The sequence below is a fragment of the Streptomyces sp. RLA131 genome, assembly GCF_056270125.1.
The window spans coordinates 3,798,416-3,821,596 of the sequence record NZ_JBWDOQ010000002.1; the positions used below are offsets into that span (position 1 = coordinate 3,798,416).

Sequence of the window (23,181 nt, forward strand, 5' to 3'; positions counted from 1 at the left end):
GAAACGGCGGGGTCGCAGGCGACCGGCGGAGTGCAGTCCGTCGACCGGGCGATCAGCGTCCTGGAGATCCTCGCCCGGCGCGGCGAGGCCGGTGTCAGCGAGGTCGCGGGGGAGATCGACGTTCACAAGTCGACGGCCTTCCGGCTGCTGGGCGCCCTGGAGGCGCGCGGCCTGGTGGAGCAGGCCGGCGAGCGCGGCAAGTACCGGCTCGGCTTCGGGATCGTACGGCTGGCCGGCGCGGTCACCGGGCGTATCGACATTACGCAGCAGGGCCGCCCGGTGTGCGAACGCCTCGCCGAGGAGATCGAGGAGACCGTGAACATCGCGGTCATGGAGAAGCAGTTCGCGATCAACCTCTTCCAGGTACGGGGCCCCGGGGCCGTCACCGCCCACAACTGGGTCGGCCAGCTCACCCCGCTGCACGCCACCTCCAGCGGCAAGATCATGCTGGCCCACCTGCCCGTCAAGGAGCGTGCCGAGCTGCTGTCGGACGCCGGCCTGGAGAAGATCACCCCGCGCACCCTGACCTCGAAGACCAAGCTGGAGAAGAACCTCGCCGAGGCCAGGGAGCGCGGCTACGCCTGGACCCTGGAGGAGCTGGAGATCGGGCTGCACGCCATGGCCGCCCCGATCCGCTCCCGGGACGGCGAGGTCATCGCGGCGGTCAGCGCCAGCGGGCCCTCCTACCGCTTCACCGAGGAGCGGATGCACGAGCTGGCGCCGGTGCTGGTCAGGGGCGCGGCGGAGATCAGCCACCGTATGGGCCACCTGGGCTGACCGGCCGGACGGGCTGAACGGCCAGGCCACGGCCTAACCGGGCCGGCCCGTGCCCAGGCGCTCGTGGATCCAGTCGTGGAAGGCGCCGATGTGGTGCTCGCTGGGCACCAGCACACCGCCCTTGGCGTACAGACGGGAACTCATGGCCGGCTGGCAGCGCTCGCAGGCGTCGAAGTCCTGGCGGTTGACCCGGTCGAACAGCTCCACGGAGCGGCTGACGTCCCGGCCGGACTCCACCACACCGGGCAGGTACAGCCAGTCGCACTCGACGATCGTGCGGTCCGCGGCGACCGGGTACATCCGGTGGAAGATGACATGGTCGGGCACGAGGTTGATGAAGACCTGCGGCTGCACGGTGATCGCGTAGTAGCGGCGGTCCTGGTCCTCGCTGACGCCGGGTATGCGCTCCAGGCCCTCGGAGCCGTCGACCGTGAAGCCCTGGACGTCCGAGCCGAACTCCGCGCCGTGGCCGACGTAGTACTGGGCGGCGTAGCCGTCGGCGAACTCCGGCAGCACCTCGGTGAGTTCGGGGTGGATCGTGGCGCAGTGGTAGCACTCCATGAAGTTCTCGATGATGAGCTTCCAGTTGGCCTTCACGTCGTAGACGATGCGCCGGCCGACTTCGAGGTTGTCGATGTCGTAGTGCTCGATCGACTCCACGTCGCCCAGCCGGGTCACCACCGCGCCGATGACCTGCTCCTCGAACGAGGGCGGCTCCTCGGCCAGGCAGACCCAGACATAGCCGAGCCACTCGCGGACGTGCACACTCGCCAGGCCGTACTCGGTGCGGCCGACGTCCGGCATCTTCGTCAGGTTGGGGGCGGCGATCAGCCTGCCCGTCAGGTCGTACGTCCAGGCGTGGTACGGGCACTGGAAGGCGCGCTTGACCTCGCCGGTCTCCTCGGTGCAGAGCTTGGCGCCGCGGTGCCGGCAGACGTTGAAGAAGGCGCGGACGGCGTTGTCGCGGGAGCGGGTGACCAGGATGGACTCACGGCCGACCTCGACGGTCCGGAAGGCGCCCGGCCTGGCCAGCTCCGAGGCCCGCGCGACGCAGAACCACATCGTCTCGAAGATGTGCTCCTGCTCCTGGGCGAAGACTGCGGGATCGGTGTAGTAGGAGCCGGGGAGGGTGGCGATCAGGCTGTCCGGCAGGCTGGTCGATGTCACGTGGGCACTCCTCGTGGCGTTGTGCGATAGGCAACGCGATGTGCAGTACGCAACTGCTTTCACGCAGAATGTGGTGCGGGAAGGCCGCTGTCAAGACCTGACGGCCGTCGCGGACGCCGTCACCGACGCGGCGGCGGGACGGCGGCGGGACGGCCCAACTGCTTGCGCAGGCGCATGAACTGCCGGGGCAGGTCCATACCGAGCACCGCGACCGGTTCCCCGGCACGGCGGTAGACCGCGAGGAAGCTGCGGTCGCCCACCGCTCCCTCCTCGACCGTGACGCTGTCCGCCGCCGCCGCGTGGCCCGCGAACTGGATGCGCACCCCGTACTGGTCCGACCAGAAGTACGGCGGCCTCACCGGGCCCGGCGCGGCCGCGCCCCCGGAGAGCAGGGTGGCCACGGCGACCGCCGGGCGCTCCTGGGCACCGCTCCAGTGCTCGACGCGGCGGTGGACGCCGGAGGGTGGGTCGTACCAGCTGGCGCAGTCGCCGGCCGCGACCACGGCGGCCAGGCTGGTGCGGCCGTCGGCCCCGCAGATGATCCCGTTGTCCAGCGCGACCCCGGAGCCCTCCAGCCAGCGGGTGTTCGGCAGGGCGCCCACGCCGACCACCACCGTGTCGGCGGGCAGGCTCCGCCCGTCCGCCAGCAGCACCGACTCCACCCTGGCGCCGCCGCGCAGTTCGCTCACCCCCACGCCGCAGAGCAGCCGTACCCCGTGGTCCGCGTGGAGGGAGGACACGACGCCGCCCATCTGCTCACCCAGCGGCCCGGCCAGCGGGACCGGCGCGACCTCGACGACGGTGACGTCCAGCCCGAGTGCGTACGCGGTCGAGGCGACCTCGGCACCGATGAAGCCGCCGCCGATGACGACCAGCCGGCCGCCCCGGGCGAGGTCGGCGCGGAGCGCGCGGGCGTCGTCCAGGGTGCGCAGGGTGTGGACGCCCGCCAGCCCGGCACTGCCCGGCAGGGTGCGGGCGGCGGCGCCGGTGGCGATCACGAAACCGTCGGCCCGGACGGCGCTGCCGTCGGCCAGCCGCACCAGCCGCTCGTTGCGGTCCAGCCCGGTGGCGCGTACGCCGAGCAGCCACTCGGCGGCCAGGTCCTCGCCGTCGGCCTCCAGGGTGAGGCCGTCCTCGCCGACCGTCCCGGCCAGGAACTCCTTGGACAGCGGGGGCCGGTCGTACGGCCGGTGGGGTTCGTCGCCGATGACGACCAGCCGCCCGTCGAACCCCTGGCTCCGCAGGGCGCGGGCGGCCGACAGGCCGGCGAGCGAGGCCCCGACGACGGCCACCGTCCTCACGTGACGCCCCCGGCGGCCCCGGCCGCCGGCCTGGCGCCGACGCAGGGCGGGAGGTTGGGCGCCGCCGTGGACAGCTCGACCCAGACCGTCCCGTCCTCGATCAGCACGGCGTGCGTACGGACGGGGCGTTTGGCCGGCGGGGCGTCCACGGCTCCGGTGCGCAGGTCGAACTTCGACGCGTGCAGCGGGCATTCGACCTCGCACCCCTCCAGCCAGCCGTCCGCCAGCGAGGCGTCCTGGTGGGTACAGGTGTCGTCGATGGCGAAGACCTCTCCGTCGTCGGTGTGGAACACCGAGACAGGCGGGTCGACTTCGAGCCGGTAGGCCTCGCCTCGCGGCAGATCCGCGAGCTGGCACACGGGAATCTTCATGACACCTCGGTGCGTATGACGAAACGGATTGCGGTAAGCGCAACAACAGTTTGGAGGCGCCCCCAGCCCCTGTCAAGACACGAAAACCGCCCCGTGGAACGGGGCGGTTGACGTACCGAACGGCCAGGTCAAGCAGGTTCAGTGGCCGCGCTTGATCCATTCGTCGAGCTGCGGCGCCTCGGCACCCACGGTCGTGCCGTCGCCGTGCCCGGTCCGCACGGCCGTCGAGGGCGGCAGCGTGAGCAGCCGCTCCCGGATCGAGTCGATGATCGTCGGGAAGTGCGAGAACGAACGCCCGGTGGCCCCCGGCCCGCCCGCGAACAGCGTGTCCCCGGTGAAGACGGTGCCCAGCGCGGGCGCGTACAGGCAGACCGCGCCCGGCGCGTGCCCGGGGGTGTGCAGCACCGTCAGCTCGATGCCGGCCACCGACAGGGTCTGCCCGTCGGCGAGTTCACCGTCCGGGGCGCGATCGGGGTGGGTCTGCTTCCACAGCGGGAGGTCGTCCGGGTGCAGCAGGACCGGCGCGCCGGTCCGCGCGGCGAGCGCGGGGGCGGCGTCGATGTGGTCGTTGTGGGCGTGCGTGCACACGATGGCGACCAGCCGCCGGTCCCCCACCGCCGCCGCGATGGCGTCGGCGTCATGGGCGGCGTCGATGACGACCGCCTCGGTGTCGTCGCCCACGATCCAGACGTTGTTGTCGACGTCCCAGGTGCCGCCGTCCAGGCTGAACGTCCCCGAGGTGACGAGATGGTCGATGCGCGCGGCCATCAGAAGACCACCACCGAGCGCAGCACGTCGCCGTGGTGCATCCGCTCGAAGGCCTTCTCGACCTCGTCCAGGGCGATCGTCTCGGTGACGAAGGCCTCCAGATCCAGCCGACCCTGCAGATACAGGTCGATGAGCATCGGGAAGTCCCGGCTGGGCAGGCAGTCCCCGTACCAGGACGACTTGAGCGCGCCACCGCGTCCGAAGACGTCCAGCAGCGGCAGTTCCAGCTTCATCTCCGGGGTCGGCACACCCACCAGGACCACGGTCCCGGCCAGGTCACGGGCGTAGAACGCCTGCTTGTACGTCTCCGGGCGGCCGACCGCCTCGATGACGACGTCGGCGCCGTTGCCGTCGGTCAGCGCCCGGATGGCCTCGACGGGGTCGCCCTCCTTGGAGTTGACCGTGTGCGTGGCACCGATCTTCCGGGCGGTCTCCAGCTTGCGGTCGTCGATGTCGACCGCGATGATCTTCGCCGCGCCGGCCAGGCGGGCGCCGGCGATGGCCGCGTCGCCGACACCGCCGCAGCCGATGACGGCGACGGAGTCGCCACGGCCGACGTTGCCGGTGTTGATGGCGGCGCCGATGCCCGCCATCACGCCGCAGCCCAGCAGCCCGGCGACGGCCGGGGAGGCGGCCGGGTCGACTTTGGTGCACTGGCCGGCGTGGACGAGGGTCTTCTCGGCGAAGGCGCCGATGCCCAGCGCCGGGGACAGCTCGGTCCCGTCGAGCAGGGTCATCTTCTGCTTGGCGTTGTGGGTGTTGAAGCAGTACCACGGACGGCCCCGCCGGCAGGCGCGGCACTGGCCGCACACCGCACGCCAGTTGAGGATCACGAAGTCGCCGGGGGCGACGTCGGTCACCCCCTCGCCGACCGACTCGACCACACCCGCCGCCTCATGGCCGAGCAGGAAGGGGAAGTCGTCGTTGATGCCGCCCTCGCGGTAGTGCAGGTCGGTGTGACACACCCCGCAGGCCTGGATCTTCACCAGGGCTTCGCCCGGCCCCGGGTCCGGCACGATGATCGTTTCGAGGCTGACCGGGGCGCCCTTGGCACGGGCGACTACAGCACGGACCTGGTGAGCCATGAATGCTCCTCCGCTGGTTGCTTATCGCGGCACGCAGCGCGCGTGCCGCAACGAAAGCATCGAGCAGCGGACCAGCCAGGTCAAGGATCCCGACCTGTCCGCAAATGCCATGAGTCGGATGACCCGGATGCCTCAGCGGAAGAACGCGATCCCGTCGTCCGGGAGGTCCTTGAGGTCCTTCGCCCACTCCCGCGGGTCGACGACCTTCTTCAGGTGCGCCGACATGTACGGACGCAGCGGCACACTCGGCGTCGCCTTCTCGGCGACCCACATCAGGTCGCTGTTGACGTAACCGTAGAGCCGCTTGCCACCGCTGTAGTCCGGGGCCGACGGAATCCGCGCCACGGCGTCGGTGACCAGGTCGACCTGCGGCTTGCCCTCGGCCAGCTCCCCGTACCAGATCTCCACGACACCCGAGTCGCGGGTGGTGGTGACCTCGATCCGGCGGTCCTTGTCGATCCGCCAGAAGCCGGCCTCGTTCTCCAGCGGGCGGACCTTCCCGCCCTCGCCGTCCAGCACCCAGGTCCTGGACACGTACTCCAGGAAGGGCCGGCCGTCGTGGGTGAAGGTCACCTCCTGGCCGAAGTTGCACTTCTCGTCGCCGGGGAAGTCGAAGACTCCCGCGCCTTCCCAGTTGCCCAGCAGGAAGGAGAGCGGCACGAGCTCGGGGTGCAGGTCGGAGGGGATCTCGATCATGTTCAGCGCTGTCCCTGGTAGAGCTTCTTCACCGCGAGCACGGAGAACGCGGCGACGCCGACACAGACCAGGACGAGCAGGGCGTCGTAGAAGTACTCAATCGTCACGAGCGGAGCTCCTCGGGCAAGCGGGTTCGCGGGGCGGCCGTGGCCCGGGCTGCGGCCCCGGCCATGGACCGCCTACGAGTCTAGTCGCCGCGAGCGGGGGCGGCGCAGTGAGGTGCGCCGCTCCCGCTCACGCGCGTGTCACGCGGCTGACGCGGGTGACGCGGGTCCCGCGCGCGTCAGCCGAGCAGCTGCGACTGCAGCGTCACCGTCTGGCGGAACGGTACGGCGGGCTGGTGGCCCTCCTTGGACAGGTACACCAGCGCCACCGTGTCACCCGCGATGAGGTAGGCGAAGCGGACGTGCTGGTCGCCGCGCGGCTTCACCTCGTCGTAGACGTAGCTGCTGATGCCGCGCGGCACGCCCTTCTCCTTGAAGTCGTCGTCGTAGGTCACGTTCGGCGCCTGCCCGAGGACCGCGTTCGTCGACAGGTCGCCCTGCGCGTCCGTCGCGTACGGCTCGCTGTTGAACTGGAGCAGATAGATCTCCGTGCGGGTGCCGTCCGGCATCGTCCACGCCCGCGCCGCGATGTGCCGCAACGTGTTCTGCCCCAGCCGCGCCGCGACCGCCTTGCGGTCGGCGGTGTCGCGGTACAGCTTGAGGAAGGTGCTGGTCGGCAGCCAGCCGCCGGCCCCCGGGAACGCCGCGTCGGCCTTGGCGCCCTTCGGCGCCGGGAGCAGCAGCTGCCGCAGATCCGCGTAGTGCCGCCCGGCGGGATTGCCGTCGTCGTCGCGCGCGCCCGGCTTGCCGGCCGGAAGCTTCGGCAGCTTCAGCGTCCGGTACGTCCAGCGCCCGTCGTCCGGCGTCCTGAGCCCCGGGACGTCGGTACGCCTCGGCTGCGTCACCTCGTACGCCGCGACGCCGCCGAGCGCGGCGAACACCAGCACCGCCGCGGTCCACCGGGCCACCGCGCGGAGCACCCGGCGGTCCTTCGGCCCGGGCTCAGGCTGCGGCTGCGACTGCGACTGCGACTGCTGAAGCTGCGGCCAGGGGCCGGCCGCGCCCCACGCCGGCGGGGGCGGAGGCGGGGGAGGTGGCGGCGGGGTCGGGGTCGGGGTCGGGGTCGGGGTCGGGGGGATGTTGTCGGAGGTCATGCGGCCTCTCCCGGGTCCTGGACGCGGTCGAGCTGCTGCTTGAGCAGATCCGCGGCACTGTTCTTGTTCAACGGCGACGTGCCGGTGGCCGTCAGGGTGACGAGCAGGTCTCCCTCGGTCGCCTGGCAGCTCATCCAGTCGAGCTTGGAGCCGGGCGTCTTGGGCGGCAGGACACAGCGGGCCTTGTCGTGCCCCGGGATCCGCGGGCCGTTGCGGTAGATGCCCAGCGCCTTGGTGACGGCCGAGTAGAACTCGGTCATGCTGCGCGCCGCCCGCTTGTTCTTCATCTGCACGATCTGCATCTCGACGACGAGTTCACCGCCGCTCTCGGTGTACGTCCGCATGCCGACGCCCTCGATGTGGAGCCGGTCGACCGCCTTGCGCGCGGCCTTGCGCTGCTTCGCGGACAGATCGCGGTACGAGTCCTTCATCAGGGCGACCGCGCGCTTGCCGGTCAGCTCGCTGTCATTGCCGTACTCGGCGATGTCCGGACCCGCGGAGTAGCCGTCCGGCACGGGAAGCAGCAGCTTGCCGAGGGCACCGTAGTGGCTGCCGCCGGACTGGGCCCCGTACTCGCCGGTCTTCTGCGGCTTCGGCGCCTTCCACGGCTGCGCCGCCGACCGGTCCTTCGCGTCCTGCCGGTGCTTCAGCACGGTGTAGCCGATACCGCCCCCCGCCCCGACCCCCACCAGCACCAACGTCAACGCCAGAGCGAGCCCCTTCCGGCTCCTCCCCCGCGGCGAAGCGACCCCCGGCGCAGCCCCGTACCCGTCACCGGCATACGCCTGCCCCCCGCCGTACGCGGCCAGGGACTCGGCCTCCGCCTTGTTGTTGGGCTCGGCCCCGGCCTCCGGCCCGGGCTGGACCAGGGCCCCCGGCTCCGGGACGACCGTGCCCTCGGGCCCGGCCTCGGCCGCAAGGGCGGCCTCGTCTTCCGGCGCAAGCTCAGGCGCAGCCCCGGGCACAGCATCCGCCGCAGGCGTGACGCCGGCCGCAGAACCGCCTTCCGGGTCCGCCGCGACCTCGGGCTCCGGGCGCGGCCCGGGCACAGCCTCGGCCTCGGCCTTCGTGAGCGCGACCGTAGGCTCACGCCGCCCGGCCTCCGGCTTGGCATCGGCTTCCAACTCGGGCTCGGCATCCGCTTCGGACACGGTCTCCGGGTCCGCCGCAACTTCGGGCGCAAGCTCGGTGGCGGCCACGGGGCCGCCCTCCGGCACGGACTGCGGCGCAGCCGCAGGCGCGGGCTCCGCCTCGGCGTCCACGGGCTCACGCCCAACCTCGGGCGCGGCCTCCAACTCCGGCGCAGCCGCGGGCACGGGTTCCGCCTCGGCGTCCACAGGCTCACGCTCAACCTCGGGCGCGGCCTCCGGCTCCGAGCCGGCACCGGCCGCGGGCACGGTCGCAGCCACGGGCCCGCCGTCCACCACGGACTCAGCCGCAGGCGCGGGCTCACGCCCAGCCCCGGGCGCGGCCGCCGGCTCCGAGCCGGCACCGGCCGCAGGCCCGGTCGCGGCCACGGGGCCACCGTCCGACACGGACTCAGCCGCGGGCTCCGCCTTGGCGTCCACAGACTCAGGCGCAGCCGCAGGCCCAGTCGCGGCCACGGGGCCTCCCTCGGGCACAGCCTGCGGCGCAGCCGCGGGCGCAGCCGCGGGCGTGGGGGTCGGGAGGGGGGTGGTGTCGTCGGTCACAGCCGCTCCAACTGCCGCTTGGCCAGGGACTGGATGGTCTTCATGGTGATCGGCTTCGACGAGTAGACCCAGACGTCCATCATGACCGTGCCCCGGCGGGCCATCGCGCGGGCCGTGTAGAGCGGCAGGTAGCCCGCCTTGGTCTCGGGCTTGGAGTAGACCCAGGCCCGGCCGTCGACGGAGCCGGGGATGGCCTTGCCGCTGTTGTCGGCGTAGTCGTGGTCGTCCATGTAGCTCTGCTGCTCGTCGAGCAGGGTCGGGGTGTAGGCGTCCGTCTCGTCACGGAACTGGATGAGGCTGATCTCGGTGGCCGCGTAGCTGGAGTAACTGCCGGTGGACCAGCCGATGGAGGCGGCCCGCCGGAAGGCGTTCTCGGACAGGATCCGGAACATGTTGTCCGGCTTCTTGTACGTCTCGGCGTAGTCGTACTGCGACATCCAGTTGTCGTCGGCGTACGTGTCCGTGTAGTCCTTCGCGCCCTTGGGCTTCTTGAGCAGCAGCTTGCGCAGGTCGCCGTCGTACGTCACGAGGGTGTCCTCGGCGGCGGTCAGCGGCTTGGTGGAGGGGGCCGCGCCCTTGGGCTGCTTGGGCGCGCTCTGGGCGAGCGGCGGCAGCGGGGTGGGCGGGCGGTCGTACTGGATCTTGTAGCCGGCGCCGGCTCCCGCGAGGACGCCGAGGACGGCCGCGGCGGCGATGATCAGCGTCGTGCGGCCCCGCCGCCGGGGCCGGCGGGGCGGTGGGGCCGCGGGCGGCTCTGGGGGGACGGGGACAGGGCTGTCCTGGGACAAGGGGTTCTCCGGGTGAATCGGGATGGAGGGAGTTCAGGGGGCTGCGGCGAGGTCAGCGGCCGGTCTCCAGGCGGTCGTACTGCCGGTCGACGAGGCGTCGCAGCTGCGCGCTGCCGGGGACCCTGGCCCCGGTCACGGTGAGGGTGATGTGGACGTCGCCCTGGTGGGAGACGACGATCACGGTCTTCGCGTGGCGGTAGGCCTTGGCGGGGTGGCTGCCGCCGATGGTGACGCCGGTGCCGCTGAAGTAGAAGCGGCTGTAGAACGCGGTGGCGCCGGCCGGGGCGGAGAAGCGGACGAGGTCGGCCACGACCTGGGTGTCGCCGTCGGCGGTGAGGTATGTGCGGGTGGCGCCGGACTTGAAGCCGTAGGTGGCGAGGGCGCTCCTGACGGAGGCGGAGCCGTCCGCGATCTGGGAGCGGGTCAGCTCGGAGCCGTCCTCGTCGCCGTAGATCTCGGCGTCCTCCGGGGGCGTGAGCAGGAAGTACCGCAGGTCGCCGGTGTGGGTGCCGCCGCTCTTCACCGCGCCGGTGACCGTGCTGGACGGGGTGGGCGCGGCGGTGGTCGGGGCCTCCGCGGAGGGCTCGGCGGTGGCCGGCCCGGTGGACACGCTCGCGCGGGGCGCGGCCGCGGCCGTCGGTCCGGGCGACGAGGAGCCCAGGGCGACCACGGCTCCGGCGGTGACTCCGACGACCAGCAGCATGCCGGCCACCACTGCGGCGATCACCGGGCCTCGGCGGGATCCGGTCGGCGGTGCGCCCACCGGCGCATACGTTGGCATGGCCGGAACAATCGGCATATCGGACTGCGGCTCCACAAGGCCCCCCCGGGCGTGTCACTCAAGGCCCCCGCGCCACACGCGCAACAAGCAAGATCGCATTATGCCGAGTACACACAGCCTCTTGACAGTCTTTTTTGTGTGAGACGGGCCACGCGTAGGGTGATGACCATGGCGAAGAAGCTCGTGATCAAGGTGACGGCGGGCGCGGACGCCCCCGAGCGCTGCTCCCAGGCCTTCACGGTGGCGGCCGTGGCCGTGGCCAGCGGCGTGGAGGTCTCGCTCTGGCTGACCGGCGAATCCGCCTGGTTCGCGCTCCCGGGCCGGGCCGCGGAGTTCGAGCTGCCGCATGCCGCGCCACTGCCGGAACTCATCGACGGCATCATGGCGGGCGGCGGGCGGATCACGCTGTGCACGCAGTGCGCGGCCCGCCGCGAGATCGCGGAACGGGACGTGCTGGAGGGCGTGCGCATCGCGGGGGCCCAGGTCTTCGTCAGCGAGATCATGCCGGAGGGCGTGCAGGCCCTGGTCTACTGACGGTCCCCTGACCGCCTGCCGACGGTCTACCGGCGGCGCCGGTCGTCGAGTTCACGCCACCAGCGGTCGGACTCGGAGTCCCCCGACTCGTCCCACCAGCGCTCCCCCGGCTCCCTGCGGTTGGCGACGATCGCGGCGAAGGGCGGGATGACCATCGCCACCGCGCACATCGCCACGGCGGCCGGGACCGACCACAGGCGCACGACGGCTCCCGCCAGGACGAACAGCCCGATGCAGGTGCCCATCATGACGAAGTAGAGCCGGTGCCGCCGTCGTGCTCCCACCCTCCTACGGTACGCCGCAGGGCCGCGCCCCGGGTGGGGCGCGGCCCTGCGTACGTACCGCGCCGCGACTGCCGTCAGACGGCGATCGCGACCTCGGTGAGGTTGCCCTGCTGGGCGACCACGGCGCGGTCCACGGTCGCACCCGGGACCAATGCGCGCAGCGTCCAGGTGCCGGGGGCCGCGAAGAAGCGGAACTGTCCGGTCGCCGAGGTCGGGACCTCGGCGGTGAACTCGCCGCCGCCGTCGAGCAGACGGACATAGCCGGTGACCGGCTCGCCGTCGCGGGTCACCGAACCCTGGATGATCGTCTCGCTCGCCACGTCAACTCCTGCCAGGTCCGGGCCGCCGGCCTTTGCTCCACACATACGTCTGCCTTCCCTTACTTCGCCGCGCCGAGTTCGATCGGCACGCCGACGAGCGAGCCGTACTCGGTCCAGGAACCGTCGTAGTTCTTGACGTTCGGCTGGCCGAGGATCTCGTGCAGCACGAACCAGCTGTGAGCGGAGCGCTCACCGATCCGGCAGTAGGCGATGGTGTCCTTGGACAGGTCCACGCCCTCACCCTCGTAGAGCTCCTTGAGCTCGTCGTCGGACTTGAAGGTGCCGTCGTCGTTGGCCGACTTCGACCACGGGATGTTGCGCGCGGTCGGGATGTGGCCCGGACGCTGCGACTGCTCCTGCGGAAGGTGCGCCGGGGCGAGCAGCTTGCCGGAGAACTCGTCGGGCGAGCGGACGTCGACCAGGTTGAGGCTGCCGATGGCCGCCACGGCGTCGTCGCGGAAGGCGCGGATCGAGGAGTCCTGGGCCTTCGCCTTGTACTCGGTGGCCGCGCGGGCCGGGACCTCGGCGCCGTCCACCAGGTCGCGGGAGTCCAGCTCCCACTTCTTGCGGCCGCCGTCGAGGAGCTTCACGTCCTGGTGACCGTAGAGCTTGAAGTACCAGTAGGCGTAGGACGCGAACCAGTTGTTGTTGCCGCCGTAGAGGACGACGGTGTCGTCGTTGGCGATGCCCTTCTCCGACAGCAGCTTCTCGAAGCCGGCCTGGTCGACGAAGTCACGGCGCACCGGGTCCTGGAGGTCCTGCTTCCAGTCGATGCGGATGGCGTTCTTGATGTGGTTCTTGTCGTACGCCGACGTGTCCTCGTCGACCTCGACGATGACCACCTTGGGGTCGTCGATGCGGGCCTGGACCCACTCGGCGTCCACCAGGACGTCACTGCGGCTCATGCTGTTCTCCTCCGGGGCAGTTGGCGGGGTACTTGGCGGCGTTTTCGTTTCGGGCGCACCGCGCACGGACGGGCGCGTGGCGCGCTGCGGCACGTGATCGCTCACGCGGCGGGGAAGGACGGCCCGGGCCCGGAAAGGGCTACGCGTCAGGCCTGGCGCGTACGACAGAGCATGGCGGCGACGCGGCACAGGTCAACTGCCCGCCGCTTCGTGAGGTCCGCCTGTCGCTTCATGGCTCGATCGTAGGGACCGTTTCGGGCAGTGTCACCGCCCGTCCGCCATTCGGGACGTCAGTGTCCGCATTATGGTACGGATCCGGGGCGGCCACCGGCCCGCAGGCGCGCGGGGCGAGACGGCATGTGTCGTACGCCTACGGGCTGGACACCTCCGTCTCACCCTGCGGACACAGGGTTCAGCCTCCGGCGAGCACGACCTCGGTCCCGGTGGCGGCGACGGTGATCCCGTCCGAGCCGGTCCGCACCGACTTCAGCTCGATGCCCTCCGGCAGTCCCAGCAGCTCGCGCGAGAAGTCGATCCGCTTCCTGATCGCGGTCTCCACGGACGACGGCAGCCCGTCCACGTCAGGTATCGAGTCCGCGCGCAGCGTGATCGTGTCGCCCCCGGTGACGCTCACCTGGCTCACCACCGACCGCTTGACCTTGCCCACCACCGGCAGCGACACACTCACCGTGAGCTTCACCTTGCCCTTGCCGTCGGCGGCCGCGCCCCCGTACGCCACGGAGACCCCGTCCGGCGCCGCCTTCGTCAGGTCCTCGTAGGTGATCAGCGCCGAGCCGTCCGCCGAGTCCGCCACCGCGTCGCCGAAGCCGTTGCTCAGGCGCACGTCGTGCAGATCCGCCGTGAACCGGTCGATGCGCAGCGCGGTGTCGCCGGCGCCCGCCGTGATGTCCTTCGCGGTCACCGTCACATCGTCCAGTTTCTGCGACGCCACCTGCGTCAGGAACGGGAACCCGTGGATCGCCACGTCCGGTTTCTCGCTCAGGCTCTGGCGCTGCTGCGCCTTGTCCGCCGCCTCCGACTCCGCCAAATGGACCGCGAAGCGGTCGGCGGCCACGAACAGGCCGCCGAGAATCACGAGAAGGACCAGTAGGACTTTTACGGCTCGCATCGGTTACCCCCGGGTTGGAATCCGTAGCACGCTAGCCCACGAGTACCCGGCCCAGGACGTAAACCACAGGCGCGGCCGCGGTGAGCGGAAGGGCCACGCCCGCCGTGAAGTGGACGAAACGGGACGGGAAGTCATAGCTCGCCACCCGAAGCCCGACCAGGGCCGCCGCGCCGGCGGCGGCGCCGATCACCGCGCCGTGCGGGGTGCTCAGACCGGTCACCTGGGCGAGCGCCAGCCCTGCGCCGCAGGCCGCCAGCAGGGCGACGACCAGTGTGGCGACACCCCGGCCGTGCAGACCGCGGGCCACCGTGGCCACCGCGACCGCGACGGCGCCGGTGACGGCCACATCGCCGCCGTGCGGCTCGGCGACGGTGGCCAGCCAGCCGCCGGCCAGCACCGTCAGCAGCGTCGACGCGGAGGTCGCGGTCAGCGAGGACAGCCGTTCCTCGGAGCTGCCGCGGTGCCGAAGCTGGAGGACCAGGACGAGCAGCAGCCACACCCCCAGGGTGCCGACCAGCGCCGTGGGCCCGTTGCCGCCGTCGGCGTCGGTGGCCAGCAGCGCGACATCCGCCGTCACGCCGGCCAGGAAGGCCAGCACGATGCCCTGCCGGGCCGGCCACATCCCGTTCAGCCGGAACCAGCCGGCCGCGGTCACCGCCTGGAGCAGCAGCAACGGCACCGTCAGCCCCGGCCGCCCGAGCACCGCGCCCCCGGCCAGCAGCAGCGCCAGCACGGCGGTGAGCGCCGCCGGCTGCGGCCCCGGCGGGATGATCGGCGAGCCCGTACGCAGTTCGGGCGGCACAGTGCCCTTGCGGCGGGCCGCCCGGCCGCCGGCCCCGGCCTCGGCCTCGGCCTGCGACGGAACGTTCTCCACCGGCGGCATCACGGCGGTCTGCTCGGCCTCCTGCGGCATGGCGCCGCCATACGGTTCGTAAGTCACGCGGCTCATCCTCCCGCGAACGGCGGCAGCACTTCGACCGTCCCGCCCTGCCGGAGTTCGACCGTCGTGTGGTCCCGGGTCCCCACCGGGTCACCGTCGACCAGGAACGAGCAGCCGGTGAGCACCCGCCCGAACTGCGGCCGCCCCTCGTGCCGGGCCCGCGCCCCGGCGAGCGCCTCGGCGAGGGTCACCGCCTCGTACGGCTCCTCCGCCACTCCGGCGGCGGCCTTCGCGGCGGCCCAGTACCGGATCGTCCCGGCTCGTCCGGCCATCACGGCTCCCTCGTTCGCGTTGCTCGCGTCGTTCTCGCGTCGTTCCCGCTTCCTGCCTGCCGCCCAGGGTACGCAGCGCCCGGCTCAGCCCGTCCGCGCGGCCACCCAGGCGCCGATCCGGCGGACGAGCTCGGGGCCGGCCGCGTTCTCGGCGTGCCCGAATCCCGGCTCCAGCCACAGCTCGGCGGCCCCGCCCGACGCGGCGGCCAGCGAGCGGGGGTGGTCGAGGGGGAAGTAGCCGTCCCGGTCGCCGTGGACGATCAGCAGCGGGGTGGGGGCGATCAGCGGCACCGCCTCCACCGGCGAGCGGGGCACCGGGTCCCAGTCCCGCGGGTGGATCCGGGTGCGCAGCCCGACCCGGGACACCAGGCGCCCGGCCGGCCGGGTGATCGCCCAGTGCACCCGCCGCATCGGCGCGGTGCCCCGGTAGTACCAGCGGGCGGGGGCGCTCACGGAGACGACCGCGTCCACCGGGCCGACGGCGCCGTGCCGCAGCACCACGGAACCGCCCATCGAGAAGCCGACGGTGACCACCCGTGCGAATCCCAGCCGCCGGGCCCACTCCACGGCCGCCGCGAGGTCGAGGATCTCGCGGTCCCCGACGGTGGAGCGGCCCCCGGAGCGCCCGTGGCCCCGGAAGGAGAACGTGACGACACCGCCGAACTCCGTCAGGACCCCGGCCGCCCGCCGCACGGCGGGGCGTTCGAGGGCTCCGGTGAAACCGTGGGCGATCACGAAGGCAACATCCCGTTCACCTGTGCTCAATCCCGCAGGGGGGTCGTAGGCCGCGTCGATCCGCACCCCGTCCTCGGTCGGCAGCACCGCACGGCGGCCGACGCGGATGATCGGCGAAACACACGAACGCGCGGGTCCGGTCTCTTCAAACGACGCCATGTGGGCTATTCTCTTAGGTCAAGAGGATCCGGGCAGCGTCGCCCCCGGGTCCTTTCGTGCTTTCCGGAGCACCGGACAGCACGAAAGTACGTCCTCGCATGGGACCGAGGAGGGTTCGCAATGGGCAAGCGAAGCGCGCATGACCGGATGATGAACAAACTCACGACCGTGAACAACGACGACGGGAGCAGCCGGTGAGCTCACTTCTCCTGCTGACGAACGCGCTCCAGCCGTCGACCGAGGTGCTTCCCGCACTCGGACTGCTGCTGCACAGCGTCCGAGTAGCCCCCGCCGAGGGGCCCGCGCTGGTGGACACCCCCGGCGCCGACGTGATCCTGATCGACGGCCGCCGGGACCTCCCGCAGGTGCGCAGCCTGTGCCAGCTGCTGCGCTCCACCGGGCCCGGCTGCCCGCTGGTGCTCGTCGTCACGGAGGGCGGCCTGGCCGCCGTCACCGCCGACTGGGGCATCGACGACGTCCTCCTGGACACCGCGGGCCCCGCCGAGGTCGAGGCACGGCTGCGGCTGGCCATGGGCCGCCAGCAGATCACCGTCGACGACTCGCCGATGGAGATCCGCAACGGTGACCTGTCGGTCGACGAGGCCACGTACAGCGCCAAGCTCAAGGGCCGGGTCCTGGACCTGACCTTCAAGGAGTTCGAGCTGCTCAAGTACCTCGCGCAGCACCCCGGCCGGGTCTTCACCCGCGCCCAGCTGCTCCAGGAGGTCTGGGGCTACGACTACTTCGGCGGCACCCGCACCGTGGACGTCCACGTACGGCGGCTGCGCGCGAAGCTCGGTCCCGAGCACGAGTCGCTGATCGGCACCGTCCGCAACGTCGGCTACCGCTTCGTGACGCCCGAGAAGGTCGAGCGGGCGGCCGAGGAGGCGCTGAAGGCGCAGCAGCGCTCCGAGGCGGAAGCCGCGGCGAACACGGCTGACACGGCTGACACAGCCACCGCGCAGCAGGGCTGATCCGCGCTGATGGCGCCGCTGATCACACCCTGGTCACGCTCCCGCTCGCACAGTGTTATCCGGCCGGTGGACCCGCGTAGACTCGGCCCGTGGCAAAGGTGACGCGGGACGATGTGGCCAGGCTTGCGGGAACGTCGACCGCAGTCGTCAGCTATGTCATCAACAACGGACCCCGGCCGGTCGCACCGGCCACCCGCGAGCGGGTGCTCGCGGCCATCAAGCAGCTCGGCTACCGCCCGGACCGTGTGGCCCAGGCGATGGCCAGCCGCCGGACGGACCTGATAGGCCTGATCGTTCCCGACGCCCGGCAGCCCTTCTTCGGCGAGATGTCGCACGCCGTCGAACAGGCGGCTGCCGAGCGCGGGAAGATGGTCCTGGTCGGGAACTCGGACTATCTGCACGAGCGCGAGATCCACTATCTGCGCGCCTTCCTCGGTATGCGGGTCTCCGGCCTGATCCTGGTCAGCCAGGGCCTGGGCGAGACCGCCGCCGCCGAGATCGAGGCCTGGGACGCCCGGATCGTGCTGCTCCACGAACGCACCGAGAGCGTCAACGAGTTCGCCGTCGTCACCGACGACATAGGTGGCGCCCAGCTCGCCGTCCGCCACCTCCTGGAGCACGGGTATCCCTACGTCGCCTGCGTCGGCGGCACCGATGCCACACCGATCGTCGGGGACCCGGTGACCGACCACGTCGAAGGCTGGCGCCGCGCCATGCGCGAAGCCGGCCTGGAGACCGAGGGCCGGCTCTTCAAGGCCCCCTACAACCGCTACGACGCCTACCAGGTCGGCCTGGAACTGCTGGCAGGACCCGACCGGCCGCCGGCTCTGTTCTGCGCCACCGACGACCAGGCGATCGGCATACTGCGGGCGGCGCGCGAGCTGCGGATCGACGTACCCGGCGAGCTGGCGGTGGCCGGCTTCGACGACGTCAAGGAAGCCGGGCTCACCGACCCGCCGCTGACCACGGTCGCCTCCGACCGCCAGGCGATGGCACGGGCGGCGGTCGACCTCGTGCTCGACGAGGGGCTGCGGGTCCCGGGTACCCGGCGCGAGCGGCTGCGGCAGTTCCCGTCCCGGCTGGTGGTCCGCAGGTCCTGCGGCTGCGCCTGACCGTCGCAGGGCTCTGGCCTGCGGTTGTTCGTGGCATGTAAAGGACAGCGCTGACCTGCGGTTTCTCTTCTTATATCGGTCATACGGACTTCTGCTGGGCTTCTCAGCGGGCGCTCAGGAACCTCTCATATTCGAGGTCCAGAGTCAGAGCCATGAACGAGAGCACCCATCGCAGCAGCAGCGCTTCCGACCCGCAGCAGCCGTACGGCAGCGGTGGGTACGACTCTTCCGGCAGCGGTACGCAGGCGCCGTACGCCCACGCCGCCGCCTCCTACCCGGCCCCGCCCCCGTACGAGCCCGCACAGCCGGTGGCCGCCGCCCCCGGTATGACGGTCTGGCCCGGCGGCCCCGTCCCGCCGGCCGCTGACGCACCCGACCCGGCGCCCCGGCGCAAGTCGCGCCGGCCGATCGCGCTGGTCGCCGCGGTGGCCCTGGTCTCCGCCCTCATCGGCGGCGGTTCCGCGGCCCTGATCGGGAAGGCGACCGCCCAGACCACCGCCGCCACGACCACCACCAAGGTCATCAACGCCAGCTCCTCCAGCTCCGGCGTCGCGGCCGTCGCCAAGGCCGTCAGCCCCAGCATCGTGGAGATCAGCGCCACCTCGTCCTCCGGCGAGGCCACCGGCTCGGGTGTGATCATCACCAGCGGCGGCGAGATCATCACCAACAACCACGTGATCTCCGGCGCCACCACCATCAAGGTGACCTTCAGCAACGGCAAGACCGCCACCGCCAAGGTCGTCGGCACCGACAAGAACAAGGACCTGGCCCTGATCAAGGCCGAGAACGTCAGCGGCCTCAGCGCCGCGACCCTCGGCGACTCCTCCAACGTCGCCGTCGGCGACGAGGTGGTGGCCATCGGCTCCCCCGAGGGCCTGACCGGCACCGTCACCAGCGGCATCGTCTCCGCCCTCAACCGGGACGTCACCGTCTCCACCGAGGACTCCGACAGCAGCAGCCAGAGCCAGGGCGGCCAGAGCGGCGGCAGCGGCCAGTGGCCCTTCTCCTTCGGCGGCGAGGACTACAACGGCAGCACCGGCTCCAACACCACCACGTACAAGGCCCTCCAGACCGACGCCTCGCTCAACCCCGGCAACTCCGGCGGCGCGCTGATCAACATGAACGGCGAGATCGTCGGCATCAACTCCGCCATGTACTCGGCGTCTTCGTCCTCCTCCGGTTCCAGCTCCGGCAGCGCCGGTTCCATCGGCCTCGGCTTCGCCATCCCCGTCAACACGGTCAAGGCCGACCTCGACACCCTCCGTAACGGCGGAAGCGACAGCTGAACCTTTCCTCCGCCCCTTCCGTCTTCCAGGGAGAACAACCCCATGAGCCTCACCGTGAACATCACCGTCCACCGCGGCGAGCACCCCGCCGGTATCGCGACCGGCCCCGCCGACCTGGCGCTGCCCTTCGCCGCCGTGGCGCTCGCCCCCGGCACCCGCGCCCCCGAGCTCGCCACCCGCACCCGCCCCACCCGCAACCGCCGCAGGTCCGGTTCCGCCACCCGCCGCCCCACCGCGGCGTGAGACGCTGATAGCGAAAACCGGAAACACCAGCGGTACCCCCGTCCCCATCCCTCTGCGAGGTACACGAGCATGAGTCCCGGCGAGAACGGCGAGGCCCCCGCCCGCATCCTTATCGTGGACGACGAGCCGGCCGTCCGTGAGGCACTCAAGCGCAGCCTCGCCTTCGAGGGGTACGACACCTCCCTCGCCGAGGACGGCCTCGCCGCCATCGACCAGGTCGGCTCCTACCAGCCCGACGCCATCGTGCTGGACGTGCTCATGCCGCGGATGGACGGCCTCACCACGGCCCGCCGCCTGCGCGCCGGCGGGGTCACCGTTCCCATCCTCATGCTCACCGCCCGTGACACCGTGGGCGACCGCGTCACCGGCCTCGACGCCGGCGCCGACGACTACCTCGTCAAGCCCTTCGAGCTCGACGAACTCCTCGCCCGGCTCCGCGCCCTGCTGCGCCGCAGCTCCTACGCCGCCACGGCCGGCGTCGCCGAGGACGACAGCGTGCTGTCCTTCGCCGACCTGCGGATGGACACCACCACCCGCGAGGTCAGCCGCGGCGGGACCCCCGTCGAGCTGACCCGCACCGAGTACACGCTGCTGGAGATGTTCCTGGCGCACCCGCGCCAGGTCCTCACCCGCGAGCAGATCCTCAAGGCCGTGTGGGGCTTCGACTTCGAGCCGAGCTCCAACTCCCTCGACGTCTACGTCATGTACCTGCGCCGCAAGACCGAGGTCGGCGGCCTCCCCCGTCTCGTCCACACCGTCCGCGGTGTCGGTTACGTACTCCGCTCCACCGAAGGCAAGGGCTGACCGTTCCATGGCATCACCCCACCGTCGCCACAACCGCGTCCTGCGGTTCCGGTCGCTGCCGCTCCGCTCACGGCTGGCCATCCTCACGGCTGCCGCGGTCGCGGTGGCGGTGGCAGCGGTGGCGGTGACGGCGTGGTTCATCGTGCGGGGTCAGCTGATGAATCAGCTCGACCAGTCGCTGCGCTCCTCGGACACGGTGCGGGTGGTCGGCCCCACCCTCGGCAAGTACGGCTGTCTGGCCAAGTCCTCGGCCGTCCCCACCGACCGCCAGCCCGGCTGGCTCAACCTGAACAAGGCGACCGTGCGCGTGGTGCTGTCGAACGGCGACACCTGCGCGATCATGGGCAGCGAGTCGCTCCCCCTCTCCAGCGCCGAGACCGACGCCGCCGCCCAGTCCGCCGCCACCAGCGACTCGGACACGCGCGGGGGCGGCGACATCCCTCCCCCACCCGGAGCCGAACCCCGCACCGTCACGTCCGCGGACGGAACGGAACTGCGGGTCTACACCCAGCAGATCTCGAAGGTCAAAAACGCGACAGGCGAGACCTACGGCGCCGCGGTGACCGTCGCCCGTCCCCTCAGCGACGTCACCGACCCGCTCAACACCCTCGCCCTCATTCTGCTGATCGTCTCCGGCATCGGGGTCGTCGGCGCGACCGCAGCCGGCCTGTGGGTCGCCCGGGCCGGGCTCAAGCCCGTCGACCGGCTCACGGACACCGTGGAGCACATCGCCCGTACCGAGGACCTGAGCGTCCGTATCCCCGTCGACGGGGAGGACGAGATCGCGCGGCTGTCGACCTCGTTCAACTCCATGACCTCCCGACTCGCCGCGTCCCGCGAACTCCAGCAGCAGCTGATCGCCGACGCCGGGCACGAGCTGCGCACGCCGCTGACCTCGCTGCGTACCAACATCGAGCTGCTGGAGCGCAGTGAGGCGACCGGCCGGGCGCTGCCGCCCGAGGACCGGCGGGCGCTGCTCACCTCGGTGAAGGCTCAGATGACGGAGCTGGCCTCGCTCATCGGCGACCTGCAGGAACTGTCCCGGCCGGACACCACGCCCGGCGGCAGCCCCTTGCAGACGGTGGCCTTCCACGAGGTCGCGGAGAACGCCCTGCACCGCGCCCGGCTCCGGGCCCAGGACATAAAGATCCTGTCCCAGCTCGCGCCCTGGTACGTACGGGCGGAGCCCGCCGCGCTGGAGCGGGCGATCGTCAACCTGCTGGACAACGCGGTGAAGTTCAGCCCGCCTCTCAGCAGCGTCGAGGTGATGCTGCACGGCGGCGAGCTGACCGTCCGCGACCACGGCCCGGGGATCGCCCCCGAGGACCTGCCGCATGTCTTCGAACGCTTCTGGCGGGCGACCGCCTCGCGTGCTCTCCCCGGCAGCGGCCTCGGCCTGTCGATCGTCGCCCGTACGGTCCAGCAGGCCGGCGGCTCGGTGGGCCTGCACGCGGCACAGGGCGGGGGCACCATCGCGTTGATGCGCCTGCCGGGTACCCCGACGCCGCCGTCGTCCTCCCTGGCCAACGGCTACAGCGAGACCGGTTACAGCGGGGCGATCAACGAGGTCTTCGAGCACTGAGCCCGCCCCTGGCGCCAGGGCGGCATGGGCGGCACTGCCGCGGGGGGATCGTTTCCGCGCCGTGACGAGTCGGTGACCATCTCCCCCGTTCGTGTTTCCACCGGCGAGCCGGAGCCCCGGGCCCGATACGGTCCCGGGGTATGGCCATGCTGAACCTGATGGACGCGTTCGCCCCCGCCGCCGCCACCTCTGTCAAGGTGATGCGGATGAACGGCCTACCCCTGCGGCAGGAGACCCACCCGGCGACCGAGGCGCTGCTCGTCCTCGACGGCCGCCTCGAACTCGACGTCAGCGGCAGCCGGGTGTCCCTCTCCAAGGGCGAGCTGTACGTCCTGCCCGCCGGCACCCCGCACGCCGCCAGGCGCGGCAGCCACGGCACGCTGGCCATCGTCGAACTGGCGGCGGCCGAGCGCGGCTGAGGGCTGTCCCGTAGGGCTGTCCGACGCGGTGGCCGTCTCGTCCTCGACCGCCGGCCGAAGGCAGCACAGATACGTGATCTGGCATCTGCTCCTCGGGAGGGGCAGATGAATCAGCACGGATTCGAACATACGTACCGGATGCGGAAGCGGCCGTCGTGGCACAGGCTCGCGGGACCGGCCGTCTGGGTGTTCCTGGTGCTCCTGCGGGTCACCTCTCCCGGCCCGGCCGGCCGGACCGACGCGGCGGTGCTGGTGCTCCTGACCGGGATCGTCCTGGTCACCGTGGTCCAGGCCCTGCGCGGCGCAACGGTGGTCGGGCCGGACGGCATCACCACCCGAGGGGCGATACGCCAACACCGCCTCGCCTGGGCCGAGATATACGACATCCGGCTGGAGTCCCCCGCCGGCGGACCCGTGCGGTACCCGGCGCCGTGGGTCGTCCGGATCTACGACCGTACCGGCCGCCGGTATCGGCTCCCGAACGTGGACGGCGAGCAGTTGGACAGCCCCGCGGACGCCGAGGCCATCCGTATCGCCTGGACGGCGGAGCGCGGCCCCGAGTGGGTGGCCTCGCCCGAGTCCGAAGCCGGCATCCTCTGGTGGGCCGCACGCCGAAAGGCATGGGAGCGGGCGGCTTTCGCCGCCCTGTTCTGCGCCCTCGGCCTCTTCGTCGCGTCCATCGCTCTGATCTTCAAGGACATGGTCGTCCCGACCTGTCTGCTGCTGCTCGTCCCGGGAGCGGTCTTCGCCGTCACCGGCGCCGTGCTCGACCCGCGGGCACGGGTAAGGGCGGGCCGCCGGGGAGGGGGAGAGAACCCGGCGACCCGCCCTGATCGGGGGGACTGAGGTCGACGTCGGAG

The 23,181-nt window shown here is 71.7% G+C and carries 28 protein-coding genes; 10 read left to right on the top strand and 18 right to left on the bottom strand.

Annotated elements, in window-relative coordinates:
- The first annotated feature begins 30 nt into the window (after positions 1-30).
- Positions 31-777, top strand: coding sequence for an IclR family transcriptional regulator (locus RWE79_RS18145; RefSeq protein WP_475945902.1), 747 nt, complete (start codon positions 31-33; stop codon positions 775-777).
- 33 nt (positions 778-810) lie between these two features.
- Here the strand turns inward: RWE79_RS18145 and RWE79_RS18150 are convergent, their stop codons facing one another.
- The 10 genes from RWE79_RS18150 to RWE79_RS18195 all read right to left on the bottom strand — a co-directional run bounded on the left by RWE79_RS18150 (position 811) and on the right by RWE79_RS18195 (position 10,623).
- A complete protein-coding gene (locus RWE79_RS18150; RefSeq protein WP_475941125.1) occupies positions 811-1,944 on the bottom strand; it encodes an aromatic ring-hydroxylating oxygenase subunit alpha in 1,134 nt (377 codons plus the stop codon).
- Between the two features lie 119 nt (positions 1,945-2,063).
- Positions 2,064-3,245, bottom strand: a complete 1,182-nt coding sequence (locus tag RWE79_RS18155) for an NAD(P)/FAD-dependent oxidoreductase (protein WP_475941126.1) — start codon at positions 3,243-3,245, stop codon at positions 2,064-2,066.
- The gene (locus tag RWE79_RS18160) at positions 3,242-3,616 is read right to left on the bottom strand and encodes a bifunctional 3-phenylpropionate/cinnamic acid dioxygenase ferredoxin subunit (protein ID WP_475941127.1); all 375 of its coding nucleotides are present in this window, start codon (positions 3,614-3,616) and stop codon (positions 3,242-3,244) included. Before RWE79_RS18160 ends, RWE79_RS18155 begins: the two co-directional genes overlap by 4 nt.
- Positions 3,617-3,754: 138 nt before the next feature.
- A complete protein-coding gene (locus tag RWE79_RS18165) occupies positions 3,755-4,384 on the bottom strand; it encodes an MBL fold metallo-hydrolase (protein ID WP_475941128.1) in 630 nt (209 codons plus the stop codon).
- Entirely contained in the window at positions 4,384-5,469 is a 1,086-nt protein-coding gene (locus RWE79_RS18170) for an S-(hydroxymethyl)mycothiol dehydrogenase (protein WP_475941129.1), read from the bottom strand. The genes RWE79_RS18165 and RWE79_RS18170 overlap by 1 nt, the downstream gene beginning before the upstream one ends.
- Before the next feature lie 132 nt (positions 5,470-5,601).
- The gene (locus RWE79_RS18175) at positions 5,602-6,165 is read right to left on the bottom strand and encodes a heme-binding beta-barrel domain-containing protein (RefSeq protein ID WP_475941130.1); all 564 of its coding nucleotides are present in this window, start codon (positions 6,163-6,165) and stop codon (positions 5,602-5,604) included.
- Positions 6,166-6,448: 283 nt separating this feature from the next.
- Complete coding sequence (locus tag RWE79_RS18180) at positions 6,449-7,189, bottom strand: hypothetical protein (RefSeq protein ID WP_475941131.1); 741 nt, start codon at positions 7,187-7,189, stop codon at positions 6,449-6,451.
- Between the two features lie 170 nt (positions 7,190-7,359).
- Positions 7,360-8,772, bottom strand: coding sequence for a hypothetical protein (locus RWE79_RS18185; RefSeq protein WP_475941132.1), 1,413 nt, complete (start codon positions 8,770-8,772; stop codon positions 7,360-7,362).
- Between the two features lie 278 nt (positions 8,773-9,050).
- The gene (locus RWE79_RS18190; protein ID WP_475941133.1) at positions 9,051-9,842 is read right to left on the bottom strand and encodes a hypothetical protein; all 792 of its coding nucleotides are present in this window, start codon (positions 9,840-9,842) and stop codon (positions 9,051-9,053) included.
- Positions 9,843-9,894: 52 nt separating this feature from the next.
- On the bottom strand, positions 9,895-10,623 hold the full coding sequence (locus RWE79_RS18195; RefSeq protein WP_475941134.1) for a hypothetical protein: 729 nt from the start codon (positions 10,621-10,623) through the stop codon (positions 9,895-9,897).
- Positions 10,624-10,791: 168 nt separating this feature from the next.
- Between RWE79_RS18195 and RWE79_RS18200 the strand changes: the two genes are divergently transcribed.
- Positions 10,792-11,157, top strand: a complete 366-nt coding sequence (locus RWE79_RS18200; protein WP_475941135.1) for a DsrE family protein — start codon at positions 10,792-10,794, stop codon at positions 11,155-11,157.
- A 26-nt stretch (positions 11,158-11,183) separates the two neighbouring features.
- On the opposite strand, the gene RWE79_RS18205 is transcribed toward RWE79_RS18200, so the two are convergent.
- From RWE79_RS18205 to RWE79_RS18240, 8 genes are all read right to left on the bottom strand, one after another.
- Positions 11,184-11,441 carry a DUF3099 domain-containing protein gene (locus RWE79_RS18205; RefSeq protein WP_475941136.1) on the bottom strand — a complete coding sequence of 86 codons (258 nt, stop codon included), beginning with the start codon at positions 11,439-11,441 and terminating at the stop codon, positions 11,184-11,186.
- A 74-nt stretch (positions 11,442-11,515) separates the two neighbouring features.
- The gene (locus RWE79_RS18210) at positions 11,516-11,806 is read right to left on the bottom strand and encodes a DUF1416 domain-containing protein (RefSeq protein ID WP_475941137.1); all 291 of its coding nucleotides are present in this window, start codon (positions 11,804-11,806) and stop codon (positions 11,516-11,518) included.
- Positions 11,807-11,820: 14 nt separating this feature from the next.
- Entirely contained in the window at positions 11,821-12,666 is an 846-nt protein-coding gene (locus RWE79_RS18215) for a sulfurtransferase (RefSeq protein WP_475941138.1), read from the bottom strand.
- 146 nt (positions 12,667-12,812) lie between these two features.
- A complete protein-coding gene (locus RWE79_RS18220; protein WP_475945904.1) occupies positions 12,813-12,899 on the bottom strand; it encodes a putative leader peptide in 87 nt (28 codons plus the stop codon).
- A gap of 179 nt (positions 12,900-13,078) precedes the next feature.
- Positions 13,079-13,795, bottom strand: a complete 717-nt coding sequence (locus RWE79_RS18225; RefSeq protein ID WP_475941139.1) for an LmeA family phospholipid-binding protein — start codon at positions 13,793-13,795, stop codon at positions 13,079-13,081.
- 31 nt (positions 13,796-13,826) lie between these two features.
- Positions 13,827-14,735 carry a hypothetical protein gene (locus RWE79_RS18230; protein WP_475941140.1) on the bottom strand — a complete coding sequence of 303 codons (909 nt, stop codon included), beginning with the start codon at positions 14,733-14,735 and terminating at the stop codon, positions 13,827-13,829.
- 5 nt (positions 14,736-14,740) lie between these two features.
- Entirely contained in the window at positions 14,741-15,007 is a 267-nt protein-coding gene (locus tag RWE79_RS18235) for a MoaD/ThiS family protein (RefSeq protein WP_475941141.1), read from the bottom strand.
- Positions 15,008-15,091: 84 nt separating this feature from the next.
- Positions 15,092-15,901 carry an alpha/beta hydrolase gene (locus RWE79_RS18240; RefSeq protein ID WP_475941142.1) on the bottom strand — a complete coding sequence of 270 codons (810 nt, stop codon included), beginning with the start codon at positions 15,899-15,901 and terminating at the stop codon, positions 15,092-15,094.
- A 194-nt stretch (positions 15,902-16,095) separates the two neighbouring features.
- On the opposite strand from RWE79_RS18240, the gene RWE79_RS18245 reads away from it, so the two are divergent.
- The 8 genes from RWE79_RS18245 to RWE79_RS18280 all read left to right on the top strand — a co-directional run bounded on the left by RWE79_RS18245 (position 16,096) and on the right by RWE79_RS18280 (position 23,167).
- Complete coding sequence (locus tag RWE79_RS18245; protein ID WP_475941143.1) at positions 16,096-16,875, top strand: response regulator transcription factor; 780 nt, start codon at positions 16,096-16,098, stop codon at positions 16,873-16,875.
- Positions 16,876-16,964: 89 nt separating this feature from the next.
- Positions 16,965-17,987, top strand: coding sequence for a LacI family DNA-binding transcriptional regulator (locus RWE79_RS18250; protein ID WP_475941144.1), 1,023 nt, complete (start codon positions 16,965-16,967; stop codon positions 17,985-17,987).
- A 152-nt stretch (positions 17,988-18,139) separates the two neighbouring features.
- Positions 18,140-19,273, top strand: coding sequence for a S1C family serine protease (locus RWE79_RS18255; protein WP_475941145.1), 1,134 nt, complete (start codon positions 18,140-18,142; stop codon positions 19,271-19,273).
- 42 nt (positions 19,274-19,315) lie between these two features.
- Positions 19,316-19,516, top strand: coding sequence for a hypothetical protein (locus RWE79_RS18260; RefSeq protein ID WP_475941146.1), 201 nt, complete (start codon positions 19,316-19,318; stop codon positions 19,514-19,516).
- A gap of 69 nt (positions 19,517-19,585) precedes the next feature.
- Complete coding sequence (locus RWE79_RS18265; protein WP_475941147.1) at positions 19,586-20,320, top strand: response regulator transcription factor; 735 nt, start codon at positions 19,586-19,588, stop codon at positions 20,318-20,320.
- 7 nt (positions 20,321-20,327) lie between these two features.
- Positions 20,328-21,902: a sensor histidine kinase gene (locus tag RWE79_RS18270; RefSeq protein WP_475941148.1), complete on the top strand. Its 1,575-nt coding sequence runs from the start codon at positions 20,328-20,330 to the stop codon at positions 21,900-21,902.
- A 140-nt stretch (positions 21,903-22,042) separates the two neighbouring features.
- Positions 22,043-22,321, top strand: a complete 279-nt coding sequence (locus RWE79_RS18275) for a cupin domain-containing protein (RefSeq protein ID WP_475941149.1) — start codon at positions 22,043-22,045, stop codon at positions 22,319-22,321.
- A 105-nt stretch (positions 22,322-22,426) separates the two neighbouring features.
- On the top strand, positions 22,427-23,167 hold the full coding sequence (locus RWE79_RS18280; protein WP_475941150.1) for a PH domain-containing protein: 741 nt from the start codon (positions 22,427-22,429) through the stop codon (positions 23,165-23,167).
- Positions 23,168-23,181 lie beyond the last annotated feature (14 nt).

Coding starts and splice junctions, on each gene's coding strand:
- RWE79_RS18160 (WP_475941127.1), bottom strand. CDS start 3,616: ATGAAGATTCCCGTGTGCCAGCTCGCGGATCTGCCGCGAGGCGAGGCC.
- RWE79_RS18165 (WP_475941128.1), bottom strand. CDS start 4,384: ATGGCCGCGCGCATCGACCATCTCGTCACCTCGGGGACGTTCAGCCTG.
- RWE79_RS18170 (WP_475941129.1), bottom strand. CDS start 5,469: ATGGCTCACCAGGTCCGTGCTGTAGTCGCCCGTGCCAAGGGCGCCCCG.
- RWE79_RS18175 (WP_475941130.1), bottom strand. CDS start 6,165: ATGATCGAGATCCCCTCCGACCTGCACCCCGAGCTCGTGCCGCTCTCC.
- RWE79_RS18195 (WP_475941134.1), bottom strand. CDS start 10,623: ATGCCAACGTATGCGCCGGTGGGCGCACCGCCGACCGGATCCCGCCGA.
- RWE79_RS18200 (WP_475941135.1), top strand. CDS start 10,792: ATGGCGAAGAAGCTCGTGATCAAGGTGACGGCGGGCGCGGACGCCCCC.
- RWE79_RS18210 (WP_475941137.1), bottom strand. CDS start 11,806: ATGTGTGGAGCAAAGGCCGGCGGCCCGGACCTGGCAGGAGTTGACGTG.
- RWE79_RS18215 (WP_475941138.1), bottom strand. CDS start 12,666: ATGAGCCGCAGTGACGTCCTGGTGGACGCCGAGTGGGTCCAGGCCCGC.
- RWE79_RS18220 (WP_475945904.1), bottom strand. CDS start 12,899: ATGAAGCGACAGGCGGACCTCACGAAGCGGCGGGCAGTTGACCTGTGC.
- RWE79_RS18225 (WP_475941139.1), bottom strand. CDS start 13,795: ATGCGAGCCGTAAAAGTCCTACTGGTCCTTCTCGTGATTCTCGGCGGC.
- RWE79_RS18235 (WP_475941141.1), bottom strand. CDS start 15,007: ATGGCCGGACGAGCCGGGACGATCCGGTACTGGGCCGCCGCGAAGGCC.
- RWE79_RS18240 (WP_475941142.1), bottom strand. CDS start 15,901: ATGGCGTCGTTTGAAGAGACCGGACCCGCGCGTTCGTGTGTTTCGCCG.
- RWE79_RS18255 (WP_475941145.1), top strand. CDS start 18,140: ATGAACGAGAGCACCCATCGCAGCAGCAGCGCTTCCGACCCGCAGCAG.
- RWE79_RS18260 (WP_475941146.1), top strand. CDS start 19,316: ATGAGCCTCACCGTGAACATCACCGTCCACCGCGGCGAGCACCCCGCC.
- RWE79_RS18265 (WP_475941147.1), top strand. CDS start 19,586: ATGAGTCCCGGCGAGAACGGCGAGGCCCCCGCCCGCATCCTTATCGTG.
- RWE79_RS18270 (WP_475941148.1), top strand. CDS start 20,328: ATGGCATCACCCCACCGTCGCCACAACCGCGTCCTGCGGTTCCGGTCG.
- RWE79_RS18275 (WP_475941149.1), top strand. CDS start 22,043: ATGGCCATGCTGAACCTGATGGACGCGTTCGCCCCCGCCGCCGCCACC.
- RWE79_RS18280 (WP_475941150.1), top strand. CDS start 22,427: ATGAATCAGCACGGATTCGAACATACGTACCGGATGCGGAAGCGGCCG.